The organism is Paraburkholderia caribensis (assembly GCF_002902945.1).
GTDB classification, from domain to species: domain Bacteria; phylum Pseudomonadota; class Gammaproteobacteria; order Burkholderiales; family Burkholderiaceae; genus Paraburkholderia; species Paraburkholderia caribensis.
Window position 1 is genome coordinate 2,439,226 of sequence record NZ_CP026102.1, and the last position, 24,132, is coordinate 2,463,357.

The 24,132-nt window shown below is 62.4% G+C and carries 20 protein-coding genes; 8 read left to right on the forward strand and 12 right to left on the reverse strand.

Going from position 1 to position 24,132, the window contains the following annotated elements; genetic code table 11:
• The first annotated feature begins 79 nt into the window (after positions 1-79).
• The gene (locus C2L66_RS27565; RefSeq protein ID WP_054933558.1) at positions 80-1,669 is read left to right on the forward strand and encodes an alanine/glycine:cation symporter family protein; all 1,590 of its coding nucleotides are present in this window, start codon (positions 80-82) and stop codon (positions 1,667-1,669) included.
• A 13-nt stretch (positions 1,670-1,682) separates the two neighbouring features.
• Here C2L66_RS27565 and C2L66_RS27570 read toward each other — a convergent pair whose 3' ends face one another.
• Together C2L66_RS27570 and amaB are read right to left on the reverse strand one after the other, a co-directional pair.
• Positions 1,683-2,855, reverse strand: a complete 1,173-nt coding sequence (locus C2L66_RS27570) for an NAD(P)/FAD-dependent oxidoreductase (RefSeq protein WP_054933557.1) — start codon at positions 2,853-2,855, stop codon at positions 1,683-1,685.
• 129 nt (positions 2,856-2,984) lie between these two features.
• On the reverse strand, positions 2,985-4,484 hold the full coding sequence (gene amaB / locus C2L66_RS27575; protein ID WP_054933556.1) for an L-piperidine-6-carboxylate dehydrogenase: 1,500 nt from the start codon (positions 4,482-4,484) through the stop codon (positions 2,985-2,987).
• A gap of 325 nt (positions 4,485-4,809) precedes the next feature.
• On the opposite strand from amaB, the gene C2L66_RS27580 reads away from it, so the two are divergent.
• On the forward strand, positions 4,810-5,442 hold the full coding sequence (locus C2L66_RS27580) for a helix-turn-helix domain-containing protein (protein ID WP_054933555.1): 633 nt from the start codon (positions 4,810-4,812) through the stop codon (positions 5,440-5,442).
• Positions 5,443-6,352: 910 nt separating this feature from the next.
• Here C2L66_RS27580 and C2L66_RS27585 read toward each other — a convergent pair.
• Complete coding sequence (locus tag C2L66_RS27585) at positions 6,353-7,480, reverse strand: 4-hydroxyphenylpyruvate dioxygenase family protein (RefSeq protein ID WP_060607096.1); 1,128 nt, start codon at positions 7,478-7,480, stop codon at positions 6,353-6,355.
• A gap of 116 nt (positions 7,481-7,596) precedes the next feature.
• The gene (gene pcaQ, locus C2L66_RS27590) at positions 7,597-8,739 is read right to left on the reverse strand and encodes a pca operon transcription factor PcaQ (protein WP_054933547.1); all 1,143 of its coding nucleotides are present in this window, start codon (positions 8,737-8,739) and stop codon (positions 7,597-7,599) included.
• A gap of 109 nt (positions 8,740-8,848) precedes the next feature.
• Here pcaQ and pcaH point away from each other — a divergent pair, with 109 nt between their 5' ends.
• Positions 8,849-9,553, forward strand: a complete 705-nt coding sequence (pcaH, locus tag C2L66_RS27595; RefSeq protein ID WP_054933546.1) for a protocatechuate 3,4-dioxygenase subunit beta — start codon at positions 8,849-8,851, stop codon at positions 9,551-9,553.
• Between the two features lie 2 nt (positions 9,554-9,555).
• Positions 9,556-10,146 (forward strand): protocatechuate 3,4-dioxygenase subunit alpha, encoded by a 591-nt coding sequence (pcaG, locus tag C2L66_RS27600; protein ID WP_060605157.1) that lies wholly within the window; start codon positions 9,556-9,558, stop codon positions 10,144-10,146.
• 179 nt (positions 10,147-10,325) lie between these two features.
• On the opposite strand, the gene C2L66_RS27605 is transcribed toward pcaG, so the two are convergent.
• From C2L66_RS27605 to C2L66_RS27620, 4 genes are all read right to left on the reverse strand, one after another.
• Positions 10,326-11,111 (reverse strand): class II aldolase/adducin family protein, encoded by a 786-nt coding sequence (locus C2L66_RS27605; protein ID WP_060605155.1) that lies wholly within the window; start codon positions 11,109-11,111, stop codon positions 10,326-10,328.
• Positions 11,112-11,202: 91 nt separating this feature from the next.
• Positions 11,203-11,457 carry an H-NS family nucleoid-associated regulatory protein gene (locus C2L66_RS27610; RefSeq protein ID WP_035997725.1) on the reverse strand — a complete coding sequence of 85 codons (255 nt, stop codon included), beginning with the start codon at positions 11,455-11,457 and terminating at the stop codon, positions 11,203-11,205.
• Positions 11,458-11,783: 326 nt separating this feature from the next.
• On the reverse strand, positions 11,784-13,436 hold the full coding sequence (locus tag C2L66_RS27615; protein ID WP_060605152.1) for an acyl-CoA synthetase: 1,653 nt from the start codon (positions 13,434-13,436) through the stop codon (positions 11,784-11,786).
• A gap of 310 nt (positions 13,437-13,746) precedes the next feature.
• A complete protein-coding gene (locus C2L66_RS27620; protein ID WP_036001651.1) occupies positions 13,747-14,055 on the reverse strand; it encodes a hypothetical protein in 309 nt (102 codons plus the stop codon).
• A 352-nt stretch (positions 14,056-14,407) separates the two neighbouring features.
• On the opposite strand from C2L66_RS27620, the gene C2L66_RS27625 reads away from it, so the two are divergent.
• The 3 genes from C2L66_RS27625 to C2L66_RS27635 all read left to right on the forward strand — a co-directional run bounded on the left by C2L66_RS27625 (position 14,408) and on the right by C2L66_RS27635 (position 17,761).
• Positions 14,408-15,307: a DUF72 domain-containing protein gene (locus tag C2L66_RS27625; protein ID WP_054933553.1), complete on the forward strand. Its 900-nt coding sequence runs from the start codon at positions 14,408-14,410 to the stop codon at positions 15,305-15,307.
• Positions 15,308-15,441: 134 nt separating this feature from the next.
• Entirely contained in the window at positions 15,442-16,905 is a 1,464-nt protein-coding gene (locus C2L66_RS27630; RefSeq protein ID WP_060605150.1) for a metallophosphoesterase family protein, read from the forward strand.
• A 22-nt stretch (positions 16,906-16,927) separates the two neighbouring features.
• Positions 16,928-17,761, forward strand: a complete 834-nt coding sequence (locus C2L66_RS27635; RefSeq protein WP_060605147.1) for a hypothetical protein — start codon at positions 16,928-16,930, stop codon at positions 17,759-17,761.
• An 8-nt stretch (positions 17,762-17,769) separates the two neighbouring features.
• Here C2L66_RS27635 and C2L66_RS27640 read toward each other — a convergent pair whose 3' ends face one another.
• From C2L66_RS27640 to C2L66_RS27655, 4 genes are all read right to left on the reverse strand, one after another.
• A complete protein-coding gene (locus C2L66_RS27640; RefSeq protein WP_225033081.1) occupies positions 17,770-20,157 on the reverse strand; it encodes a penicillin-binding protein 1A in 2,388 nt (795 codons plus the stop codon).
• Between the two features lie 249 nt (positions 20,158-20,406).
• The gene (mctP, locus tag C2L66_RS27645; RefSeq protein WP_060605144.1) at positions 20,407-21,882 is read right to left on the reverse strand and encodes a monocarboxylate uptake permease MctP; all 1,476 of its coding nucleotides are present in this window, start codon (positions 21,880-21,882) and stop codon (positions 20,407-20,409) included.
• Positions 21,879-22,076 carry a DUF3311 domain-containing protein gene (locus tag C2L66_RS27650; protein WP_054933538.1) on the reverse strand — a complete coding sequence of 66 codons (198 nt, stop codon included), beginning with the start codon at positions 22,074-22,076 and terminating at the stop codon, positions 21,879-21,881. Before C2L66_RS27650 ends, mctP begins: the two co-directional genes overlap by 4 nt.
• A 245-nt stretch (positions 22,077-22,321) precedes the next feature.
• On the reverse strand, positions 22,322-23,215 hold the full coding sequence (locus C2L66_RS27655; RefSeq protein ID WP_035997750.1) for a LysR family transcriptional regulator: 894 nt from the start codon (positions 23,213-23,215) through the stop codon (positions 22,322-22,324).
• Positions 23,216-23,382: 167 nt separating this feature from the next.
• On the opposite strand from C2L66_RS27655, the gene C2L66_RS27660 reads away from it, so the two are divergent.
• Positions 23,383-24,108 carry a pirin family protein gene (locus C2L66_RS27660; RefSeq protein ID WP_060605141.1) on the forward strand — a complete coding sequence of 242 codons (726 nt, stop codon included), beginning with the start codon at positions 23,383-23,385 and terminating at the stop codon, positions 24,106-24,108.
• The last annotated feature ends 24 nt before the right edge of the window (positions 24,109-24,132 follow it).

A 24,132-nucleotide genomic window follows, 5' to 3' on the forward strand; every position in this document is an offset into this window, starting at 1 on the left:
ACTCGACGCCTGCCGCCCTTGCCTATCCCAAATTCAAAACGCCTGCTCAAGACAGGTCGACGCCTGAGAGGAAAGCCGCGTGGAAGATCTTTTCCAATCCGTGAACGCATTCTTTGCCTTCATTGCACCCATCTCGGATTTCCTCTGGGACTTTCCCACCAACTTCAAAGCCTGGTCGCAGATTCCCGTGCTCGGGCAATTCCCGTTCGCGATTCTCTTGCTGGTCGGCGTCGGCATCCACTTCTCGATCCGCACGCGCTTCATCCAGACGATGAACGTCGGCAGGATCGTGCGGATCATGCTGCGCCGGCAGTCGTCGAATACGGGCGTCAGCGCGCTCGCGTCGTTCATGCTCGGCCTGGCGATGCGCGCGGGACCGGGCAACATTGTCGGCATCACGGGGGCGATTTCCGTCGGCGGGCCGGGCGCGTTGTTCTGGATGTGGGTCGCCGCATTCTTCGGCATGGCGACGGCCTTCATGGAATCCACGCTCGCGCAGCTTTTCAAGGAAAGAAAGCACGACGAGTTCGTCGGCGGGCTGCCGTTCTATGGGCGGCGCATACTCGGCGACCGGCGCATCGTCGGCACGTTTTTGTCGCTGGTGTTCATCGTGTATGCGCTGTTCAACGTGCCGCCGCAAACCTTCAACGTCTTCACCGCGATCGGCACGATCGCCGACACCGTCTCGGGCACGCACCTCGCGCGCCAGTCGACGGTGTACTACGCGATCGCAGCATGCCTGATCGTCGCGTGCTCGTTCATCATCATGGGCGGCATTCGCCGCGTGACCGCGTACACCGACGTGCTCGTGCCCATCAAGGCCGCGCTGTTCTGCCTGATGTCGCTAGTGATCATCGCGATCAACCTGCCGCTGATTCCGTACTTCTTTCACGAGGTGATCGTCGGCGCATTCGCGCCGCATGCGCTGTTCGGCGGTGTGATCGGCACGGCGCTCGCGCAGGGCGTCAAGCGCGGGCTGATGTCGAACGAAGCGGGCCAAGGCACGATCACGATGGCGGCCGCGATTGCCGATAACGATCACCCCTGCGAACAGGGTTTCGTGCAAAGTCTCGGCGTGTTTTTCGACACGATGGTCATCTGCACGATGACGGGCTTCATCGTCGTGATGGCGCATGTGTGGACGGGCAGCGTCGATGGGCAGGCGTGGGAATCCGTGCGCGCGTCGAAGATCACGGTCTATCTGGCTTCCGTGCAGACGCTCGTGCCCGCGTCGGTCGCGCAGGCCGTCAGGATCGTGATGTGCGTCTGCTATGGCCTGTTCGCCTTTACCACACTGCTCGGGATGATTTCGTTCGCGGAGATTACGGCGAATTTCATATCGCGCAGCCGCGCTTTCATCACGGGCATTCGTGTCGTGGGCTCGCTGGTGTTCGTGCCGCTCGGCGCGCTGACCGTGCTGGCGGGACTCGAACTGCCCAACCTCTGGGCGCTGTCCGATCTGATGAACATCGTGATGGTGCTGCTCAACGTGCCGATCGTGCTGGTCGGGCAACGCCTCGTCTACAAGGCGCTCGCACACTATCGCGCGACGCGCGGCGGCCCGTTCGTGTCGGAACAGATCGGCGTACGCACTGAATACTGGACGGCCGATCAACGCAACGGCGCTCGCCAGCAAGCGGATACGCAAAAGGAACGCGTCGGCAGCTAGCAGGCCGCGACGTTCACACGACGTTTTTCTCGACGATCGGCCGGTTTTCCAGCACGCGCGCAAAACCGAGCGAAGAAAGATCGAGCGTCGTATAGCGGCCGTGCAGCACGAGCTCGCTGACACCGCGTCCCGTCGCGGGTCCTTGCTGCAATCCGTGACCGCTGAACCCGTTGGCAAAGATGCAATTGTCGACGTCCGGGTGATGACCAATGATCGCGTTTTGATCCAGCACGTTGTACTCGTAGTAGCCGGACCAGCAATGCTCGACGCGCAGCGCCTCGAATTGCGGCACGCGATGCGCGAGCGTCGGCCAGATCACGTCGTCGAACAATGCGTGATCGACTTCGTCGAGCGGCAGGTCGTCGGGATCGTTGTCGGGCGACGGCGACGTGCCGCAGATATACGACGTGCCCTCGGGACGAAAGTACACGCCCGTCGGATCGATCAGCAACGGAGCCTGTTCGAGGCTGGCCGGCGAACTGACGTTGAAGATGCTGCGGCGTCGCGCGAACACGGGCAGCTCGATACCCGCCATCGACGCCACGCGCCGCGCCCACGCGCCCGCCGCATTCACGACGACATCGCAAGGAAACGTCTCGCCGCGTGAAGTCACGACACGCGTCACGCGCCGCCCTTCGCGTTGCAGCGCCGTCACGTCATCGGCGACATAGCGCGCGCCGAGCGCCTGTGCTTTCTTGCGCAACGCCTGCACGAGCCCGTAGCCGTCGAACCAGCCCTCGCCCGTCTCACCGAATGCGCCCGCACTCAGGTCGCCGGTGTTGAGCCACGGAAAGCGCGCGGCCAATCCCGTCTTGTCGAGCAACGTGATGTCGGCGCCGAGGCGCTGTTGCAGCGCGTGATTTTCGCGCAGTGTCGCTTCGCCCGAAGGCGTCGCGAGAAACAGGTAACCGCCTTCGTGCAGGTCGATGGAAGGCTTTGCGCCGTCGATCTCCAGGCGCTCGCCAATGGTCCGCAGAAACTCGATGCCGAACAGCGACATCTGGATGGAGAGCGGCGTGGAGAACTGCTGGCGGATCGACGCCGCCGACAACGCCGAGGACGAGCGCGCATAGGTCGGATCGCGCTCGATCACGGTGACGCTGACCGTCGGGTCCGACAGACGCAAGAAATACGCGATCGAACTGCCGATCACGCCTCCACCGACAACGACGACTTTCGAACTCACAGGCCACTCCAGACGAAGCGGGTCGGCGGGCAGCGGATGCCCGCGACAGGTTGGACAAGTTCAGCAGTTTGATCGAAGCAAGCGCGGCGCGTCACTGACTGCAAAGCCCGAGCACGCCGCACCGAAGCATCAGCCGATATTGAAGTCGATGCCTTGCGCCAGCGGCAGCGCCGACGAATAGTTGACGGTGTTCGTCGCGCGCCGCATGTACGCCTTCCACGCATCCGAGCCGGACTCGCGACCGCCGCCCGTTTCCTTCTCGCCACCGAACGCGCCGCCAATCTCAGCGCCGCTCGGCCCGATGTTGACGTTCGCGATGCCGCAATCACTGCCCGAATCCGACGTGAAGCGCTCGGCTTCGCGCAGGTCGGTGGTGAACACGCACGACGACAGGCCATGATGCGCCGCGTTGTTCGCCGCGATGGCGTCGTTGAAATCCGAGTAACGCAGCACGTAGAGAATCGGCGCGAAGGTCTCCTTCAGTACGACGGCCGTTTGCGACGGCATTTCGACGAGTGCAGGACGTACGTAGTAACCGCCTTCGTAGCCCTTCACTTCGACGCGTTCGCCGCCGAACACCTTGCCGCCTTCGGCCGCCGCCTGTTGCAGCGCTTCCTGCATGCGCGCGAACGATTGCTTGTCGATCAGCGGCCCCATCAGCGTGCCCTTTTCGAGCGGATTGCCGATCGGCACCTTTGCATAGAGTTGCTTCAGACGCTCGACCGTTTGCTCGTACACGCTGTCATGCACGAACAGGCGCCGCAGCGACGTGCAGCGCTGCCCGGCCGTGCCGACCGCCGAGAACAGGATGCCGCGCAGCGCCAGTTCCTGGTCAGCCGTTTGCGCGACGATGCCCGCATTGTTGCCGCCGAGTTCGAGCAGCGACCGGCCGAAGCGCTTGGCCACTTCGACGCCGACCGTGCGGCCCATTTCCGTGCTCCCCGTCGCGCTGACGATCGACGCACGCGGGTCAGCGACCAGCTTCGCACCGACCTCGCGTCCGCCGTTGACGACAGCCGTAAGGCCTGCCGGCGCGTCGCCGAATTCCTTCAGTGCCTCGTTGAGAATCTGGTTGACGGCGAGCGCCGTCAGCGGCGTTTTCTCCGATGGCTTCCAGACCACGGCGTTGCCGCACACGAGCGCGAGCGCCGCATTCCACGACCACACGGCCGCCGGGAAATTGAACGCCGAGATCACGACGCAGGTGCCCATGGGGTGCCACGATTCGGCCATCCGGTGGCCGGGGCGCTCTGAAGCGATCGTGAGGCCGTACAGCTGGCGCGACAGGCCGACCGCGAAGTCGCAGATGTCGATCATTTCCTGCACTTCGCCGAGGCCTTCCTGCAGGATCTTGCCCGTCTCCAGTGTGATGATGCTGCCGAGCGCCTGCTTCTTCTCGCGCAGACGCTGGCCAAGCAGGCGCACGAGTTCGCCGCGGCGCGGCGCGGGCACGTTGCGCCATTGCTCGAATGCCTGCTTCGCGTTGGCCAGCACCGTATCGACCTGCTCCGCCGACTGGCTGGTCACGCGGCCAATGAGTTCGCCCGTGATGGGCGAATGGACGGCGATGTCGCCCGCTTGCGCTGCGTCTGCAATGCCGAGATCGGCAAGGATGCTCGATGCGTTCATCTGGATTCCCGTGATTTCCGATACGAAACAAAAGTAAGTTCGGAAACTATACACGCCGTCTTTTATGGCGACAAGCGGCGGTGCGACATGAACTTGCGCGAAGCGGTGATACGTCAGAACGAGGGAAAAATGAGGGTTTTCCCGAGTTTGTGAGCGTGGTGCTTTTCAGCGTGAGGCATCATCATGCACACTCTGCGGGTGCGTTTCAGATCGGAAATCCGCTTGCGTCGCTGACTCGCCGCGCCGGCCGTCCGGCAGTCCGCGGACAGGCCGATGTTATGATCGGAAACACTGAAAGCATCATGCTGCATAGTCATTTACGCCCATGGATACCTCGCTCACCAAGTCGCTCGAAAGCTCGACATCGGACCTTGGCCGCCGCGTGCGCGCTGCGCGGCTTGCCCACGATCTGACGCTCGAAACCGCCAGCCGCCTGTGCGGCGTATCGCGCTCGACGCTGTCGAAAATCGAAAACGGTCTGATGTCGCCGACCTTCGACGTGCTGCAAAAGATCGTCGTGGGTCTGAAGATCGATCTGGGCGAACTGTTCGGCTCGACGCCGAAGGTCAACGCGAGCGGCCGGCGCGCGCTCACGCGCAAGGACGCGGGGCAGCGTCACGCGTATCGCGGCTACCAGATGGAACTGTTGGCGACGGACCTTGCGCACAAGGCGATGCTGCCGTTTCGCATCCGCATCACCGCGCACACGCTCGATGCATTCGATGACTGGGGCCGCCATGAAGGCGAAGAGTTTCTGTATGTGATCAGCGGCAGCGTGTGCCTGTATTCGGAGCTGTACGCGCCGACGCATCTGAATGCCGGCGACAGCCTCTACTTCGACAGCCGTACCGGGCATGCCGCCGTTTCGACCAGCGAAGAAGATGCGGAAGTTTTGTGGATGGCGACTAGTGGTGATTTGCCGCAGGCGGCGGGTGCGGGCGCTGCATCGAGGAAATAGCCATCGAGGGTGGTTGGGTCGCGTCCTCGATGTGACTTTTGTGGTTTGCGCGTCGCGGTTCGGTGGTTTGGCCTTTGCGGTGGCATCCGCGATTCGCTTTTGCTTTTGCTTTTGCTTTTTGCCTTTTGCTTTTTGCTTTTTGCTTTTTGCTTTTGCTTTCGCTGGCATCCGCGAATTGTTAGCGTACTTCACGCGTCGCCCCTGTGCGGGGCGGCACCTACTTTTCTTTGCCGCCGCAAAGAAAAGTAGGCAAAAGAAAGCGGCTCACACCGCCAGCCCTTGTTCTTGCCCACGGGCCCCCAACGTCCCCACACTTCACGCGGCAGCGATTTTGTTCGCATGCGTTGCCAGCGCGCTGAGTAAGCGCCTCACCCGCTTCGAATACCCGTACTCGAGAAAGCGGCAGCGAATGTTATGTGCCGCCCAGGTGGCAAACTGTGTGTAGGCCGTAGCGCCTCGCACGCCTCACTCCGGACCGATTGCGCACGCGTCCCACCCTGTAAGAGCGCCACCCTGTACGATGCGGCAACCTACACACAGTTTGCCACCTGGGCGGCCTTGGAATGTGTGGCACGGCATGCTGTAACGCGGGGGTGTGAGGCGGGTGATGAGCACCGCAAGAGCGCTGGCAACGGGCATGAGTCACGTGGTTGCCGAGTGAAGCGTGGGGCCGTTGGGGGCCCGTGGGTAAACGTCAAGAATTGGCGGTGTGAGCCGCTTTCTTTTGCCTACTTTTCTTTGCGGCGGCAAAGAAAAGTAGGTGCCGCCCCGCACAGGGGCGACGCCTGAAGCACGCTAACGAATCGCGGATGCCAGCGAAAGCAAAAGCAAAAGCGAACCGCGACGCGCAAACCAAAAAAGGCATATCGCAATGCCAGCGCAAACCTCAAAAAAAACCAAAGGCAACAACTCAACCCACCAACCGAGCCTGCGCAAGCGCCCCAAGATTACCCTCACCAAATCCATGGTGCCCTTTCCGCTGCACGATTTCGAAGAAGATATCGCCCTCGCGCCGCAGCACAAACGTCTGAAAGAACAACAACGGCACACCGTCCGCGCCAATCTCTCCATCGACCAGAATGCGCCCCCGCTTCAACCGCTCGATATCGAGCCCATGCCCCGGCAAACGCGTATCGATCTGCTCGTAATACGCGGGCGGCGGCTCAACCAGCTCGATGCCGTTGGCCAGCAACTGATCGACACAGGCAAAGATATCCTCGGTGGCAAGCGCGATGTGCTGCACCCCCTCGCCCGGATGATCGGGCAAATATTCATGCATCAGACTCGTGCGCCGCGTGCCTTCCTCGTACAGCGGAATGCGGATCGCGCCGCACGGCGACACCATCACGCGCGATTCCGCCGACACATGCCAGTTCGCATGCAACTCGTGAATCTCACGGAAGTTCAGCAGCTCGCGATAGAAGTCGATCCACTCCTGCATGCGGCCAGCGCCGACCGTTTGCGTTAAATGATCGACGGCGATCAGGCCCGTGCCCGCGTGGCTCAGGTCGGCCTGCGCGGTACTCGGCTCAATCGGCCGAAAGTCGATGTCGAAGATCGAGATGTCGCCAAGGCCGCCCTTCTGGCCGCCGCGTCCGCGCCAGCGGTCGACGAAATAGATGTGTGAATCGCCGATCCCCTGAATGGCGGGAATCGTCAGCTCGCCCTTGCCGACCCGCTCGCCTTCGAACGACCACGCGCCGAGCTCCGTCGCGCGGTCAAAAGCGCGCTGCGCATCCGCCACGCGAATACCAATCGCGCAGATGCCCACGCCGTATTCTTCCGCATACCGCTCGGCGAACGAATCCGGCTCCGCGTTCAGCAGAAAATTCATATCGGCCTGACGGAACAGCGTCACGTCCTTGCTGATGTGGCGCGCAATCGGCTTGAAGCCGAGCTTCACGAAGGTGTCGGCGAGTATCCGCGGATGGCGCGCGGCAAATTCGACGAACTCGATGCCGGCCGTGCCGAGCGGATTGTGCTCAGGGTCCGCAACGGCCTTGAGCGCGTCGGCAGGGGTCGGCAGGTCGCTGGGCATATGCATCTCCATGGTCGTGCTGTTTCAACTCGGCAAGCGTGTGGATCGGCGCGCCGCGCACCGTGTTTTACACCGCGCAGCACCACTCGTGCAACCTCGATTTTGTACTAGTCGGTTCAAAGACGCACCTTCCTGCGTGACGTTCCCGAGGCTTTGTCCCCTCGTGGCTTCGTGGCGCGCGGTGTTAAACCTTGGCTCGCGTCGCGCGTTACGTCAACACCCGCGTCAACACCCGCGTCGACTTTGACGTCATTCCCGGCGTCGCGCTTCGTGCGGCCCTTCGCCGGGCGCTTGCCCCGCCCATCTTCGGCGCGCGCCTGCACATGGCGCGCAAGCCGCTCGCGCGCGACCTTGCGCACGGCATCGATCAGCGCGCGGCCGACGGGCGTCGGCTGCGTGTCCGAGCGCAGAATCAGGCCGACGGGTTCCTCCGTGCCGGCAATGGGCAACGGCAAGGGCACCAGCAAGCCGTGCGCCAGTTCGTACTCGATTGCGCTGCGCGGCACGAACCACACGGCATCGTTTTCGAGCGCGAGCGCGCGCCCCACCGACACCGACAGCACCTCGACGAACGACGACAGCGGCGGCACAGCCCACGCGCGCAGCAGGCTTTCCGCCGACTGCCGGATCAGCGTCCCGTACGGTGGCACGACGACGGAAAACTCCAGCAAACGCGTGGCGGACGACAGCGGGCCCGACGCCAGCGCATGCCCCGCGCGCACCACGGCGACGAGCGGCTCGCTATATAGCTGCTCGAACGTCAGCCCCACCATGCGCTCGGGATCGGCCAGCCTGCCGACCGCGAACTCGATTGCGCCCGCCTTCAGGCGCTCCAGCAGTTCGGTGTTCGAGCCTGTCTTGAGCCGCACGATCGCGTTCGGCCACTGCTCGCCGAACAGGCGCATCACGGGCGGCACGAGCGATGTCGCGACGGTCGGCAGCACGCCGATATCGAGTGTCGCGGCAGCCTCGCCTTCCACGCGCGCAAGCAGATCGACGCCCTGGCGCAGCGCGCTCACGCAGGCGCTGGCATGCGGCATGAAGAGCTGGCCTTCGCGCGTCGGCACGGCGCCATGCCGGCCGCGCTCGAACAGTCGCACGCCGAGAATTTCTTCCAGTTCGGCCACCGTCTTCGACACAGCCGGTTGCGTGATCGACAGGCTCTGCGCCGCCTTCTGCACGCCGCCGAACTGCGCGACGGCGAGAAAGCACTGCAGATGCCGGAATTTGACGCGGCTGTCCGCGAGGCTGCGTTGCATGACGGATCGTTATACGAGATGGGAAAAAACGTCATTTTGCATAACTTCTCGGCTTCTATAAAGTCACGTCATCCACTAGCCCAAATCGAATCCCCCAAGGAGACACCTGATGGACGATTCCATTCTGAGTCCGCGCGACTTTCCTTCGCATCCCGCCTATGTGCATTCGCCGTATGGATCGTCCGTCAAGCGCGGCCCGACCCGCCCGCTGATTCCGCTGAGGGAGCGCCTGCGCGACCAGCGCGTGCCCGTCTACGGCGCGGAAGACCTCGGCGCGCTCGACAACGACCTGACGCGCAATGCTGCAAAGAACGGCGAGCCGCTTGGCGAACGCATCATCGTGACGGGCCGCGTGCTCGACGAAGGCGGCCGCCCGGTGCGCAACACCCTGGTCGAAGTGTGGCAGGCGAATGCAGCCGGCCGCTATGTGCACAAGAACGATCAGCACGACGCACCGCTCGATCCGAATTTCCTCGGCGCGGGCCGCTGCCTGACCGACAATGACGGCCGCTACCGCTTCATGACGATCAAGCCGGGTGCGTATCCGTGGGGCAATCACCCGAACGCGTGGCGTCCGAACCACATTCACTTCTCGCTGTTCGGCGACTACTTCGGCTCGCGTCTCGTCACGCAGATGTACTTCCCGGGCGACCCGCTCCTGCAGTACGACCCGATCTTCCAGGGCACGCCGGAAGGCGCCCGCGACCGCCTGATCTCGCGCTTCACGCTCGACGTCACCCAGGAAAACTACGCGCTCGGCTATGAATTCGACATCGTGCTGCGCGGCCCGAACGAAACTCCGATGGAGCGCTAATCATGACGACGCTTAAGCAAACCCCTTCGCAGACGGTCGGACCGTACTTTGCATACGGCCTGTGCCCCGAGCAATACAATTTCGACCTGAAGAGCCTCTTTACGAACGAGCTGGCGGACCGCGAGGCAGCGGGCGAGCACATCACACTGATCGGCCAGGTATTCGACGGCGACGGCGCGGCGATCGGCGACGCAATGATCGAAGTGCAGCAGGTGGACAGCGAAGGCCGCTATCCGCAGTCGCGCGAAGACGTGGCGAAGACGGGCTTTCGCGGCTTTGCGCGCTTCGGCACGGGCACGGACCCGCAGAAGCGCTTCATCTTCGAAACGGTGAAGCCGGGCCGCGCGTCGCCTGACGAAGCGCCGCATCTGAACGTGATCGTGACGATGCGCGGCATGCTGCTGCACACGTTCACGCGCGTCTACTTCGACGACGAAACGGCCGCGAACGACAAAGACCCCGTGCTCGCGAGCGTGCCCGCCGAACGCCGCGCGACGCTGGTCGCAAAGCGTGAAGCGAAAGGCGGCAAAGCGGTCTATCGCTTCGACATCCACATGCAGGGCCCGAAGGAAACGGTGTTCTTCGACCTGTGATGCGACGCACAGTGCGTGAGCCTCGCATGCATTCGATGCAAGGTTCATCGCCTGTTCACAAATGAAGGTTAGGATGCGTTGCGCGAGTCAAATCGCGCAACGAAACTCCGAGCAGTTTTTAGACGCCCGCTTTGACGCGGGCTTTTTTTCGTCTGCGATTCGTGGCGCTGCGCCGTGGGTCAACTGCGGTAATCCGACACCGGATTATCGATCAGCCGCAACGCCGATTCCCACGCCAGTTCGGCGATGCCTTCCTCATCGTCGCGCGCGAACTGGCTGGCCGTTAGCTTGCGCACATGCTCGGGCGGCAGCGTCAATTCCGCATTGCCCGCGAGTGCGTCGATCTGGATCTGACACGCGCGTTCGAGGAAGTAAATCTCCTGAAACGCCGTTGCCGCCGACTTGCCGCCCGCCAGCAAACCGTGATTGCGCAGGATCATCGCGTTGCAAGATCCGAGATCGGCGACGAGGCGCTCGCGCTCGCCGAGATCGAGCGCAATGCCTTCGTAGTCGTGATACGCGAGCACGCCGTAGAACTTCAGCGCATGCTGACTGATGGGCAGCAAACCCTGCTTTTGCGCGGACACAGCCGAACCCGCCGACGTGTGCGTGTGAATCACAAAGTGCAGATCAGGCCGCGCGGTGTGCACGGCCGAATGGATCGTGAAGCCCGCCGCATTCACGCGATAACGCTTCGGATCGGCAGCGACCTTGTCCGCCGCTTCCAGAACGCGCCCGTCGCGATCGATCTTCACGAGATCCGACGCGCGCATCTCGTGAAAAAGCACGCCATAGCGGTTGATCAGAAAGTGGTGCTCGGGACCCGGCACGCGCGCCGTGATGTGCGTGTCGATCAGATCGGTCATGCGGAAATGCGCGACCAGCCGGTACAGCGCGGCAAGCTCGCAGCGCGTCGCCCATTCTTCGCTGCTGTATCCAGCCTGTTGCGAGGTCATGTCGGACATGGCGGAGTCTCCTGAAAACAGTCGCGCGGCGCGTGAACTGAAAGCGGAAAGCGAAAAAACGGAATCAGTGAAGCGCCCGCGAATGCGGCGCTCAGACGCGGAAATGCTCGATGTCCTGACCTGCGTTGATGGCGCGCGTGAGCCAGTCGGGGCGGTCGCCCTTGCCGTCCCATTCGTGTCCGAATGCATCGCGGTACCTCGGCACGGCGGCGTCCGCGATTAGCGCCTCTTCGAGCGCTTCAAGCGTAATGCCAAATTCATCCATGCGGCGACGGATCCACAAGACCAGCCGCTCACGAGCTTGACCGTCGAGGTCGAGCGTCCGATGTTCCTCTCGCTCTTTCATAACGTGCCGATAACGTATCGAATTACGCGGCCAATTAGCACGCGTTAAATAGATTATTCGCTTCACACTTGCAGCGAAGCCTTAATACGGATCCATCAACTTCTGCCGAATGAAGTTGTCAGCGCGTTTCGACAGATTGAATGGCGGCGAAAAACCCGCATGACGCGTACTGGAATTCGCCATGAACCTTGAAGAACCAAGGTCGCTTCCCTGATTTACTCAGGATTCTAGCATTCATTCCCGTGCGTGCGCGTCATACCCGGTGCTTTGATAGATGCGGAAAGCGGCATGGGCTCTACGTTTGCGATGATCAGACCATAAGCATGCTACTTTTTCTCCGGCTCCTGATCGATCGCGCTCGACGACTTCACGCGCGCGCGCAATTCGAATTTCTGGATCTTTCCCGTCGAGGTTTTTGGCAATTCGCCGAAGAAGACTGCTTTAGGCAATTTGAATCCGGCGAGCAATTGACGGCAATGCGCAATGATTTCCTTGGCGCTAGCGTCCGCGCCGTCCTTCAGTTCGACGAATGCGCAAGGCACCTCGCCCCATTTCGCGTCCGGCATCGCAACCACGGCGGCCACCGACACGGCAGGATGCCGGTACAGCGCATCCTCTATTTCGATGCTCGAAATGTTCTCGCCGCCGGAAATGATGATGTCCTTGCTGCGGTCCTTGATGCGCACATAGCCGTCTTCGGTGATCACGCCGAGATCGCCCGTATGAAACCAGCCGCCACGGAATGCGGCCTCGGTGGCGCGCTCGTTCTTCAGATAGCCCTTCATGCAGATATTGCCGCGAAACATCAGTTCGCCGATCGTCTCGCCGTCGCGCGGCACGGGTTCGAGCGTATCGGGATCGCGCACGTCGACGGCTGCCTGCAAGTGGTAGCGCACGCCCTGACGCGCGTTGAGCCGCGCGCGTTCGTCGTCGTCGAGCGCATCCCATGAGTCCTGCTTCGCGCAGACGGAGGCGGGCCCATACACTTCCGTCAAGCCGTACACGTGCGTCAGATCAAAACCGATCGCCTTCATGCGGGCAATCACGGCAGGCGACGGCGCCGCGCCCGCCACCATCGTCGAGACGCGGTGCGCAATTCCGTCGCGCCATTCGGCAGGCGCGTTCGCCAGCGCGCTTTGCACGATGGGCGCGCCGCAATAATGCGTAATGCGCTCGCGGCGAATCAGTTCGAATACCAGCTTCGGATCGAATTTGCGCAGGCACACATTGACGCCCGCGCGCGCCGCGACGGTCCATGGAAAACACCAGCCGTTGCAGTGGAAGAGCGGCAGTGTCCACAGATACACAGCGTGCTTCGGCATATCCCATTCGAGGATATTGCTGAGCGCGTTCAGATAGGCGCCGCGATGGTGATAGACGACGCCCTTCGGCTCGCCCGTCGTGCCCGACGTGTAGTTGAGCGCGATGGCGTCCCATTCGTCGTCAGGCAGCGCCCACGCGAACTGCGGATCGCCTTCTTGCAGGAAAGCTTCGTAGTCGGTCGCGTTCGGGAAATGGCGAGTATCGGCGGGCTGCGCATCGCTGACACTGATAATGCGCAATTGCGGAAACTCGCGCGCGGCACGCAGCGCAAGCTCTCCGTATTCGCTATCGACAATCAGCACTTTCGCCTCGCCATGCCGCAGCATATACAGGATCGACGCGGCATCCAGCCGGGTATTCAGCGTATTGAGCACGGCGCCCGCCATCGGCACGCCGAAATGCGCTTCGATCATCGGCGGAATGTTCGGCAGCAGCGCCGCGACGGTCTCGCCGCGCGCGACGCCCGCGCGTTGCAGCGCACTCGCAAGACGCCGCGCTCGCTCATACGTCTCGCGCCACGTGCGGCGCATGTCGCCATGCACGACGGCCAGCCGGTCGCCATAGACTTCGGCGGCCCGCGCAATGAAATCGATCGGCGTCAGCGGAACATGATTGGCTTCGCGGCGGGCGAGCCCCGCTTCGTACATATTCGTCATGGCTGTGTCTCCTCCGAAGCGCGCGGCCTCGTCGGTTCAGTTGTCTTTTTGGCAATGGGTTTCGGGTTCGAAACACGCTGACTCACGCATTGTAGATGCGTAATGCACGTGCAAAGCGCACGTGCAAAGCGCACGTGCAAAGCGCACGTGCAAAAGCATCGCATGAATCAATGCTGCAACTAGCCCCGGCACAAGATTTTGTGCGCAGCCGCAATGCAGCGCGGAACGCGCGGCAGCCGCGACGAACGCGGCCCGCGCGCACCTACCGGAAATCGGGCCTTCGCCCTTAGAACATCGCGCGCCTGAAAAATCAGACGCGCGGCAGGTCGTCGATGAATTTCTCGACGTGGCCGTCCGGTACTTCGGTATCGATCCCGTCGTGGCCGTCGGCATGCGAGACCGTTTTGATCTTCGGGCCCAGCAGATTCAGGCCGCCCAGCGTGAAGAACGACCACACGGCATTGCCCGCATGAATGGCCGTCACGACGTCCGCGACTTCGACGATTTCGTGCGGCGAAAGCCATTCATTCGTTTTCGGATTGACGAGAGCCCAACGGACGTGGGTGACGCGGTCAGTCATAGGGTTAATGCGTACGGCATCGATAGCATAGGTCGCCATTTCCACCTCCATCGTCGTCACCCAGGCATCGTAGCACTTATGTCTGGGTAGACGAAACAGGCGCGTATCGCCCCATGCAGACGGACCCATTCGAAGAGCACCGCTCCGTTGCACGGCCACTGTCCGGATGTACTCTGCGGCGCCGGCCGCCGCGTGAAAGCGTCAGTGCAGGGAATGACTGCATCTTCGAATGGCTTCCACTTTCTATAACGGTCGTGCGTAAATTGTTCTGAACCCGGGTTTGCACCAATGCGGCGCGGCGCACATACGGGCGCGCGCCGTACTCAGCGTGCTCATGATCCGCGGGCACATGCAGTACGATGGCCGCACTGACCTGCACGGAAGACGAGCCATGTCGATCGAAGTCGGGACGGCGTCGTGGACGGACGCCACGCTCATCAAATCCGGCCGCTTCTACCCGAAGGGCTGCAACAGCGCCGAGGCACGGCTGCGTTTCTATTCGAGCCAGTTTCCTATGGTCGAAGTCGATGCGTCGTACTACGCGATGCCCAGCGCGGCAACCAGCGCGCTGTGGGCCGAGCGCACGCCCGAGCACTTCACGTTCAACGTCAAGGCATTCCGGCTTTTCACCGGGCATCAGACGGAGCGCAAGTTCTTCCCGCCCGACATTCAGCCGCTGCTGCCGCAAAGCGATAAACGAAACCTCTACTACCGCGACGTGCCGCCAGACCTCGTCGACGAGATGTGGCGGCGCTTCTTCGAGGCGCTGGAGCCGCTGCGCAAAGCGGGCAAGCTCGGCGCCGTGCTGTTCCAGTTCGCGCCGTGGATCTCCACCGCGCCGCGCGACACATCACACGTGCGGCACTGCGCGGACCGGATGACGCCCTATCTGACGGCATTCGAATTCCGCAACGCGAGCTGGTTCGACGACCGCCATCGCGAATCGACGCTCGCATTCGAACGCGAACACGGCCTCGTACATGTCGTGATGGATGCGCCCGAAGGCGTGCCGAATCGCGCGCATACCGTATGGGAAGCGACCTCGCCGGAACTGGTGATCGTGCGCCTGCACGGCCGCAACGCGGACACCTGGAGCGGCAGCACGACGGCCGCGGGCCGCTTCAATTACGACTATACCGAGCGCGAACTGGAAGAAATCGCCGTGCCCGTGCGGGAAATCGCGAAACGCGCGGGGCGCACGCATGTCGTGTTCAACAACTGCTTCGAGGACGCTGCGCAACGCAACGCGCACTCGATGATTCGCATCCTTCAACAAGAGCGCTTTGCGTAAAAGCGCGTTGGCACCTTCAATCACGCAAGGCATTAACGCGTTTTCCGGTTGCAATTCAGTTTGCATCGACTAGCCTCGTCTTATTCGAACCAGACAAATACCTTTCATAAGACGAAAAAGACAAAGGTGCACCGATGCTACTGACGGCTTATGTGCAGGCCAGCAAGCCGGGCCTATTGCAGCTATGGATCGGCATGTTCGGCGTGGCCGCGCCGCCCGTGCCGCAGGTTTCCATCGACCGGCAAGCGGCCGTGCCGCTCGATCCGCCCGCGTTCTTTCCGATTCGCGATTTCAGCGTCGACGGCAACGGCCAGTCCATCAATCATCAATGCGTGCTGCGCTTCGACGTGCCAGACGAATCGCGGCCGCGACAGATCGTGATCGACGCGGGTGGCGAACGGTTCGAATTCGCCAGTACTTCGTTGCCAAAAGAAGTGCCGACACTGATGGACGGCAGCTTCAATATCCTGTTGTCGTCGTGCTATTCGCAGCCGGAAGATATCGACGGACTGCTCGGCACGATCGTCTCGCAGATCAAGGTGCAACCGCATCTGACCGTGCTCGCGGGCGACCAGGTGTACCTCGACCTGCCGCTCACGCAGCGCGTCCCCGATCAGAACCCGGACCGCGCGCGTCTGCTCGCCAACAAGTACTACCTCAACTGGCTCTCCGGCGCGTTGCGCGTGCCGGGGTTGCAACCGGTACTGGAGCGCGCGCCCGTCGTGTGCATTCCCGACGATCACGAGTTCTGGAACAACTATCCGTTTGCCCAAAAGCAGTTGCCCGATACGTGGACGGACGGATCGCGCCAGTTGCTCGGCGACACGGCGCGCGCACTGTACGAGGACTATCAGATCGGCGGCGCGCCGGGCGGCGCGGGCGGTGCGATCCGGCTCGACGTCGAGCCGTTGAAAATGCTGTTCGTCGATATGCGCTGCGACCGCGACAGCGCGTTCAAATCGTTGATGGGCCCTAAAGCCGTTGCAGCGATGCAGGCCTGGGAACACGATCTCGTCGATGCGCGAGCAGCGGGACGACCCGTTGTCGGCCTGCTCGCTTCGGGCCAGGCGCTCTTCATCGATCCGCCCGAAAGCAACTGGCGCAAAAAGACCTTCGATGCCGAAATGCCGAATTACGCGCAATTCGACGTGCTGCAAGCGACCCTCGGCCGGCTTGCGGACCAGGGCGTTCCCGTCGTCTACATGACGGGCGACGTGCATTGGGGACGCGTCGCATCGGGTCACGATTTGCAGACGGGCACGGCGCTCTTCGAAGTGATCGCCTCGCCGTCGCGGTTGATCCGCACGCCGTTGCTCGATACCGCGAAAGAAGCGGCCAATTCGGTCAAGGGGATTTTCGGCGGCGGCAATGCGTGGCCGCGTCACTCCGATCCCGAGGATGTGCCCGACCGCTTCGGCGTGAATCATCGCTTCGCACTCAAGCAGGAATTCGGCCGGCGCGGCGATCAGGTTGCGATCCTGTCGTTCACGCGCGTGGGCAGCGGGGTGGATATGCAGGTCATGTACTACGGCATTTCCAGCGACAAAGCGCTTTCCCAATCGGAATCCACCACGCGCTTCGAACTGCGCGCGCGTTAATCAAAAAAGACGAGGCAAGGTCATGCTGAAGATCGTACGATCGACGACGACGCAATCGAATCCACAGTTCACGCCATTCGAGCGCAACGCAGGCGAGAGCAATACCGCATGGGGTGAGCGTGCGGTACTCGATATGCAAGCGGGCGGCCCCGATGCGTGGACCTATGTCGTGCTGCTAGGCGGCAGCGATACGCTGGCGTTTCGCGTGCGCGTCGCGCAATCGCATCTGCGGCATGACATGCTGCCGTCGTTCTGGTCCGAGTCGATTCTCGTGCGCCTCGCCAGCGCGACACTCAAGAACGCCGAAGCCTTGCATGTGCCTTTGCATCAGCCGGAAGGGCCGGCGTTCGCAGCGCGCGTGAATGGCGTGGTCGCGCGTCCGTTGACGGATTTCGACGACACGTCGCGCTTTCCGAACATCGCGGTCATCGCGCTACCCATTGCGCAGGACAAGGTGGTCGACAAAGTGGCGAGCTTCGAGCAGTCACGCGCGACGCTCGATGCACTCGAGCATGTCTTGCGCTGGCTCGCTTATGCATGGGGCGCGGCACGCACGCCGAATCCGTTGCACGACAACTACGGCTTGCCGTCTACCTGCATGATCGAAACCGTGTGCGCCGCTGCGAATTTCGACCTGACGCCCGGGCTCGAATCGCGAGCGTCATGTCCTGAAGCAGTCTGGGCCGCGGCGAATTACTGGCATGAGTACTTCGAGAAGTTCAACGGGCGCGAGCCGATTGGGCGCTTTTACGCGCCGCATACCTATCCGATCATCGAGCCGGCCGCTGCGCCTGCGCCTTCTCCTGCCCCTTCTCCCGCGCCTTCCTCCGCGCCCAAACGCAAAGCGAAGAAGTGAGCTTCAGTTCAAGGCTGTGATGCGGGCGCGCTTGCAGCAGGCGTCGACGCGAACGCGGGCGCTTCGCCGTTGACGCCAGCGGGCGCGCTCGCCTCGCCCGGCGCAGGCAGAATCGGCGGCTGCGATGCGGCGGGCGAAATGATCTGCGGCGGTTCGATATCCGTCGGCGCGGAAGCCTCGGCAACGGGCGACGCATTCTGCACAACAGGCGCAGCGGGCGTAGCCGGTGCTGGACGCGGCTTCGGGCGCGGCGCAGTGGCAGGCGTCTGCGTCTTTGCCGAAGAAGAGAACAGGTACGCCATCCACGCACGCAACTTCATGCGCAAGGTATCGAACATGCCCGGCGGCGGCTCTTCCGCGAACTTCGCGCGCGGATCGACGAGACGCGAGCGCAGCGAACGCTGAAAGAAATCGCCGACGATCGGCAACGCGCTATGCGCGCCCTGCCCCCAGTAGTCGCTGCGCAACGTCACGCGGCTGTCGTTGAAGCCGATCCATGCGCCCGCGACGAGTTGCGGATGCATCAGGATGAACCAGCCGTCCGCGTTGTCCTGCGTCGTGCCCGTCTTGCCCGCGACATCGGCCCGAATGCCAAAACGTGTGCGAATGGCCGAGCCCGTGCCCTTGTTGACGACCGAGCGCATCACGTCGAGCAAGGTTTGCGCGCTAGCAATGGGCATCACGCGGTCGGCGCGCGACGGCTGGAACTCGGCGAGCACTTCGCCCTTGCGGTCTTCGATCCGCGTGACGAGCATCGGCGCGACATACGCGCCTTCATTCGCGATCGTGCCGTACGACGACACCATTTCTTTCAGCGTCACCGGGCTCGTGCCCAGTGCCAGCGAAGGCACCGCGTCGAGCTGGCTGTCGCGCACGCCCATCGCGCGCGCAAGCCGCGCGACCCTGGCGGGACCGACCGATTCCATCAATTGCGCGGTAATGCGGTTGCGCGAATACGCAAGGCCATCGCGCAACGTGATGGGACGGCCGCTCGGCGCGTCTTCGTCGCTTGGCCGCCAGATTTCGCCGCCTGCCAGCGGGATTTCGACAGCCTGATCGGGGTAGGTATCGTCGGGCTTTGCGCCCTGTTCGAACGCCGCGCCGTAGACGAACGGCTTGAACGTCGAACCCGGCTGGCGGCGCGCCTGCGACACGTGATCGAACGGGTCCTGCGTAAAGTCGCGGCTGCCCACCCACGCCTTGATCTCGCCATTGCGCGGGTCCATCGCGACGAATGCGGCCTGCACGCGCGTCTTGCTGTCGCATAGCGCTTTCATGAACCCGCGATCTGCCGACAGATGCTTGAGCGCATCCTCGTCGCTCATGCCCGAATCTTTCGCGCTGTGATACTCGGGCGTCTCGCGGATGAACGCATCGAACACATCCTTGTGCCCGCTGCACGCGCTACGCGCATTCCACGCCGCATTCGCAATCGACTGCAACTGGTTGCCCTGGAACGTCAGCGCCTGGGTCGCCATGGTTTGCAGGCGCGAGTCGATCGTCGTGCGCACGACGAGTCCATCCGAATAGATGTTGTAGTCGTTCGCATCGGCCCATGCGATCAGCCACTTCTTCAATTGCTGCGCGAAATGCGGCGCGGGACCGGGCGGCTCCGTCTGACGCTCGAAGTCGACGCGCAGCGGCTTTCCTTTGAGCGAATTGAATTGCGCTGGCGACAAGCGCCCGTATTTCACCATTTGCCCGAGCACGATATTGCGGCGGTCCAGCGCGCGCTCGGGATTGATCACCGGGTTGTAATAGCTGTTGCCCTTCAACATGCCGATCAGCGTCGCGCTTTCGAGCACGGTCAGATTGCCGGCGGACTTGTCGAAGTATGTGCGCGCCGCCATTTCGATGCCGTACGCGTTATAGAGAAACGGCACTGTATTCAGGTACGTTTCGAGTATCTCGCTTTTCGTATAGACGGCTTCGATCTTGAAGGCGGTCAGCGCTTCCTTGATCTTGCGCGTAAGCGTCGGCGCGCGGCCGATGTCGTCGGGATAGAGATTGCGCGCGAGCTGCTGCGTGATCGTCGATCCGCCCTGGCGATCGCCCGAAAACGTATGCAGCGCCGCGCCCGCCGTGCGTCGAAAATCGATGCCGTGGTGCTCGTAGAAGCGATGGTCTTCCGTGGAGATCAAGGCATCGACGACATGCGGCGAAATGTCGGAGAGCTTCATCCACACGCGGTTGGTCGGCTTGAATTCGGCGATCAGCTTGCCGTCCGCCGAATAGATCTGCGCTGGCTGCTCGATCTTCGCCTTGCGGATGTCCCCGATGCCCGGCGTGAACGGCACCAGGATCAGCACATACAGCAGAACGAGCGCGGGAATGGAGGCGACCGACAACGCCACGCCACGCCATGTCGGACGACGCAAACGTTGCACCGCGCGCATGAGCGGCGGTTTTGCATGGGCCCAGGCCCGGACGGAGATTTCCCGGAGGAACGACAGTATCGACTGTCTCACGCTAACGCACCATCGGCAGAAAAGGCTGCATCCTACCAAAACAGCGCGAATGTCCTGGCGTTTTGCAACAATCGGCGGCGCGAGTGGACGCCGCGATGCGACGCCAGAAACGACATCGGCCGAATCCGCGCCGCTTGCGCGGGCGGATTCGGCCGAACCATGCAAACACCAGCGCGATCAGGCGTGAGCGCGCTTCGGCGTGACCAGCGAAACGATGAACGTCACCACCACGTTCACGACCAGCGCGATCAGGCCAATATAAAGCGGCCAGGTCGAATCGCCGACATGCAGCGCGAACACGGGCTTGAGGCCCTGCGAAATCGCGAGACCCGTACCGACGACGATCCCCACCAGCCAGCCGAGGAACAGGCCCGGCGTGTTCAGACGGCGCGTGTACAGCGAGAACACGATGGCCGGGAAGACTTGCAGAATCCACACGCCGCCGAGCAGTTGCAGGTCGATCGCGTACTGCGTGGGCAGGAACACGATGAACAGCAGCGCGCCGAACTTCACCACAAGCGACACGATCTTCGCCGTCGACGCTTCCTGAGCGGGCGCCATGTCCGGCGACACCAGCGGACGCCACAGATTGCGCGTGAACAGGTTCGCCGCGCCGATCGACATGATGGCGGCGGGCACCAGCGCGCTGATCGCGATGGCCGCCGCCGCGAAGCCGACGAACCACGACGGGAACAGCGTGCCGAACAGCGTCGGCACGACGTCGGACGGCGACTTCACGTGAATGCCCGCGGCAATCGCCATATAGCCGAGCAGCGCGATCAGGCCGAGCAGCAGCGTATAGGCGGGCAGGAAGATCGCGTTCTTGCGCACGGTCTGCATCGACGAAGACGACAGCACGGCCGTCATCGTGTGCGGATACATGAAGGCCGCGAGCGCCGAGCCGAGCGCAAGCGATGCGTACGCGGTGAACTGCGTCGGCTTGAGGATGATGCCCGTCGCGCCGCCCTTCGCCTGGAAGAACTGGTCAGCCGCGTCGAACACATGGCCGTAGCCGCCGAGCTTCGCCGGAATCAGCCACACCGCCGCGATCACGACGATATAGATCATGATGTCCTTGACGAACGCGATCATCGCCGGTGCGCGCAGGCCGCTCGTATACGTATAGAGCGCGAGGATGATGAACGCGATCACGAGTGGTGCTTCGCCCGAGATGCCAAGTCCCTTGATGACAACCTGCATGCCGACCAGCTGCAGCGCGATATACGGCATCGTCGCGACGATGCCTGTCAGCGCGACTGCCGCCGGGAACCACTTGCCGCCGTACTCGCCCTGCACGTAATCGGCTGCCGTGATGTGGTTCTTCGCGTGCGCGATCTTCCACAGCTTCGGCATCACAGCGAACACAAACGGATAGACGATGATCGTATAAGGCAACGCAAAGAAGCCATACGCGCCGACCGAATAGACCAGTGCGGGCACTGCGATCACCGTATAGGCCGTATAGAAATCGCCGCCTACCAGAAACCACGAAATGATCGTGCCGAATTGCCGGCCGCCCAGGCCCCACTCGTGCAGCTGCGTGAGATCGCCCGCTTTCCAGCGCGCGGCAACGAAACCCAATACGGTGACGAGAAGAAAGAATGCGATAAAGACGGTCATCGCGACCGGGTTCACAGGGTTCAGATCGCTCATTTAATGCCCCGGTACACGACGTAGATCAGCAGCGACGTGAGCGGAACCCACAGAAACTGATACCAGTAGAAGAAAGGAAAGCCGGCGAATGACGGGCGCGTATCGTTATAGAACGGCAGCCACAGCAGCGCGACATAGGGGATCAGCAAGATGAGCCAGAGCCATGAACGGCCGGCCGGTTCGGTAGGTTCCACGTTTGTCCCTCTTTGGTCTATCTGATTGAATCCGCTTTGCTGATGCGCATGCCGAACAGGCGTGAACGTGCATATTCACGCGCGCGCCCGCTGCACGCGCCGTTGCACACGCCGTTGCACGCGCCGTTGCACGCGCCCGCAAAGGTACGCGCATTATCTGCGAAAAGTTCCGTTGCTGCTCGCACGGTAACCAGCCCTTATTCAAGGCGCGCAGAAGCTTTCAATTGGTCTATAGAAACGCCGCGCTATCTGCTGTGTATCGCCTTGGCAAAACGATCGCGCAGGAACTGCGTGAACGCGCGTATCGTGACGGAAGCCTGCCGATGCTGCGGATAGACGGCATACAGGGTCAACGGCGGCGAAACGAAATCGCCAAGCACTTCGACGAGCTTGCCGCTCGCCAGCGCATCGGCCACGATGAATTCCGGCAGACGCGCAATGCCGATCCCCGCAATCGCGGCATCGCGGATCACTTCGCCGTTGTTGACGCGCAGCGGGCCATGCACCTCGATAGTCCGGCTCGCGCCATCCACGATGTATTCCCAGCCGCTGCGCGCTTCCTGGCCATATAGCAGGCACGCGTGGCGTGCGAGATCGTCGGGCGTCGCAGGCGGGCGTCGCGCCTTGCGATACGCGGGGCTGCAACACGCAACCATGCGCATTTCAGCGAGCTTTTGCGCGATCAGCGTCGAATCCGCAAGCGTGCCGATGCGCAGCGCCATGTCGAACCCTTCGCCGACCACGTCGACGACCCGGTCGCTCAACTCCAGATCGATGCGCACGTCGCCATGCGCGCGCAGAAACGCGGCGACAAGCGGCGACAGATGGATCATCCCGAACGACATCGGCGCGCTGACGCGCAGCAGTCCGCGCGGGTCCGAGCGCCCCGACGACATTGCCTGCTCGGCGTCCTCGACGTCGCCGAGGATGCGCGTGGCACGCTGATAGAACTCGTAGCCGAGGTCCGTCACCGCGAGCTTGCGCGTATTGCGCACCAGCAGCCGCACGCCGAGGCTCGCCTCCAGCGCCATCACGCGTCGGCTGACGAACTGTTTCGACAGCTGCAGACGGACGGCAGCCGCCGTGAAATTGCGCGCGTCGACGGTGGCGACGAATATCTTCAGATCGTCCAGCTGCATGGCTTTGCCTTTGCGTTACGCGTTTATTGTCCACTTCTATGTGACAGTGATTCTCTTTTGGCATCGATTATATCCACTCTGATTGACCTACACTTCAATCACTGCTTCAGACAACGGCGCCGCCGGTGTTACGAGAGGCAAAGGCAATTCAAAAACGGAGAAGAGAAATGATCGACATCAGACACGCCAGCGAACGCGGACGCGCCGAACACGGCTGGCTTAGCTCGCGTCATACGTTTTCTTTCGCGAATTACTACGATCCGAAACAGATCGGCTTCTCCGACCTGCTCGTGATCAACGACGATCGCGTGGCGCCCGGCCGCGGCTTCGGCAAGCATCCGCACCGCGACATGGAAATCTTCTCGTACGTGCTGGAAGGCGCGCTCGAGCATAAGGATTCGATGGGCACGGGTTCCGTGATCGTCCCCGGCGACGTGCAACTGATGAGCGCGGGCACGGGCGTCGCGCACAGCGAGTTCAATCACTCGGCGAGCGACTCCGTGCACTTCCTGCAGATCTGGATTGCACCGTCGGTCAAGGGCGCGACACCGCGTTACCTGCAGCAGAACTTTTCGGAGCAAGACAAGCGCGGCAAGTTGCGTCTCGTGTTGTCGCCTGAAGGCACGGACGGCTCGCTCGAATTGCGCCAGGACGCTCGTGTGTATGCCGGTCTTTTCAACGGCAATGAAACGGCAGGCGTCGATATCGCCGCCGACCGCTATGCGTATGTGCATGTGGCGCGCGGCAGTGTGAAGCTGAACGGCGTCGAGTTGAACGAAGGAGACGGCGCGCGTATTCGCAATGAGCGTCGCCTCGAATTCACCGAAGGACAGGATGCGGAAGTACTCGTATTCGACCTGCGCAATAACGAAGTATCGGAATTGTGGTCCTGAGCGGCAAACGCCAACGACCCGGCT

Excerpts from the sequence above, each read along its gene's own strand:
- amaB (WP_054933556.1), bottom strand. The coding sequence starts at position 4,484 with ATGAACGCATCGAGCATCCTTGCCGATCTCGGCATTGCAGACGCAGCG.
- C2L66_RS27580 (WP_054933555.1), top strand. The coding sequence starts at position 4,810 with ATGGATACCTCGCTCACCAAGTCGCTCGAAAGCTCGACATCGGACCTT.
- C2L66_RS27585 (WP_060607096.1), bottom strand. The coding sequence starts at position 7,480 with ATGCCCAGCGACCTGCCGACCCCTGCCGACGCGCTCAAGGCCGTTGCG.
- pcaQ (WP_054933547.1), bottom strand. The coding sequence starts at position 8,739 with ATGCAACGCAGCCTCGCGGACAGCCGCGTCAAATTCCGGCATCTGCAG.
- pcaH (WP_054933546.1), top strand. The coding sequence starts at position 8,849 with ATGGACGATTCCATTCTGAGTCCGCGCGACTTTCCTTCGCATCCCGCC.
- pcaG (WP_060605157.1), top strand. The coding sequence starts at position 9,556 with ATGACGACGCTTAAGCAAACCCCTTCGCAGACGGTCGGACCGTACTTT.
- C2L66_RS27605 (WP_060605155.1), bottom strand. The coding sequence starts at position 11,111 with ATGTCCGACATGACCTCGCAACAGGCTGGATACAGCAGCGAAGAATGG.
- C2L66_RS27610 (WP_035997725.1), bottom strand. The coding sequence starts at position 11,457 with ATGAAAGAGCGAGAGGAACATCGGACGCTCGACCTCGACGGTCAAGCT.
- C2L66_RS27615 (WP_060605152.1), bottom strand. The coding sequence starts at position 13,436 with ATGACGAATATGTACGAAGCGGGGCTCGCCCGCCGCGAAGCCAATCAT.
- C2L66_RS27620 (WP_036001651.1), bottom strand. The coding sequence starts at position 14,055 with ATGGCGACCTATGCTATCGATGCCGTACGCATTAACCCTATGACTGAC.
- C2L66_RS27625 (WP_054933553.1), top strand. The coding sequence starts at position 14,408 with ATGTCGATCGAAGTCGGGACGGCGTCGTGGACGGACGCCACGCTCATC.
- C2L66_RS27630 (WP_060605150.1), top strand. The coding sequence starts at position 15,442 with ATGCTACTGACGGCTTATGTGCAGGCCAGCAAGCCGGGCCTATTGCAG.
- C2L66_RS27635 (WP_060605147.1), top strand. The coding sequence starts at position 16,928 with ATGCTGAAGATCGTACGATCGACGACGACGCAATCGAATCCACAGTTC.
- C2L66_RS27640 (WP_225033081.1), bottom strand. The coding sequence starts at position 20,157 with ATGCGCGCGGTGCAACGTTTGCGTCGTCCGACATGGCGTGGCGTGGCG.
- mctP (WP_060605144.1), bottom strand. The coding sequence starts at position 21,882 with ATGAGCGATCTGAACCCTGTGAACCCGGTCGCGATGACCGTCTTTATC.
- C2L66_RS27655 (WP_035997750.1), bottom strand. The coding sequence starts at position 23,215 with ATGCAGCTGGACGATCTGAAGATATTCGTCGCCACCGTCGACGCGCGC.
- C2L66_RS27660 (WP_060605141.1), top strand. The coding sequence starts at position 23,383 with ATGATCGACATCAGACACGCCAGCGAACGCGGACGCGCCGAACACGGC.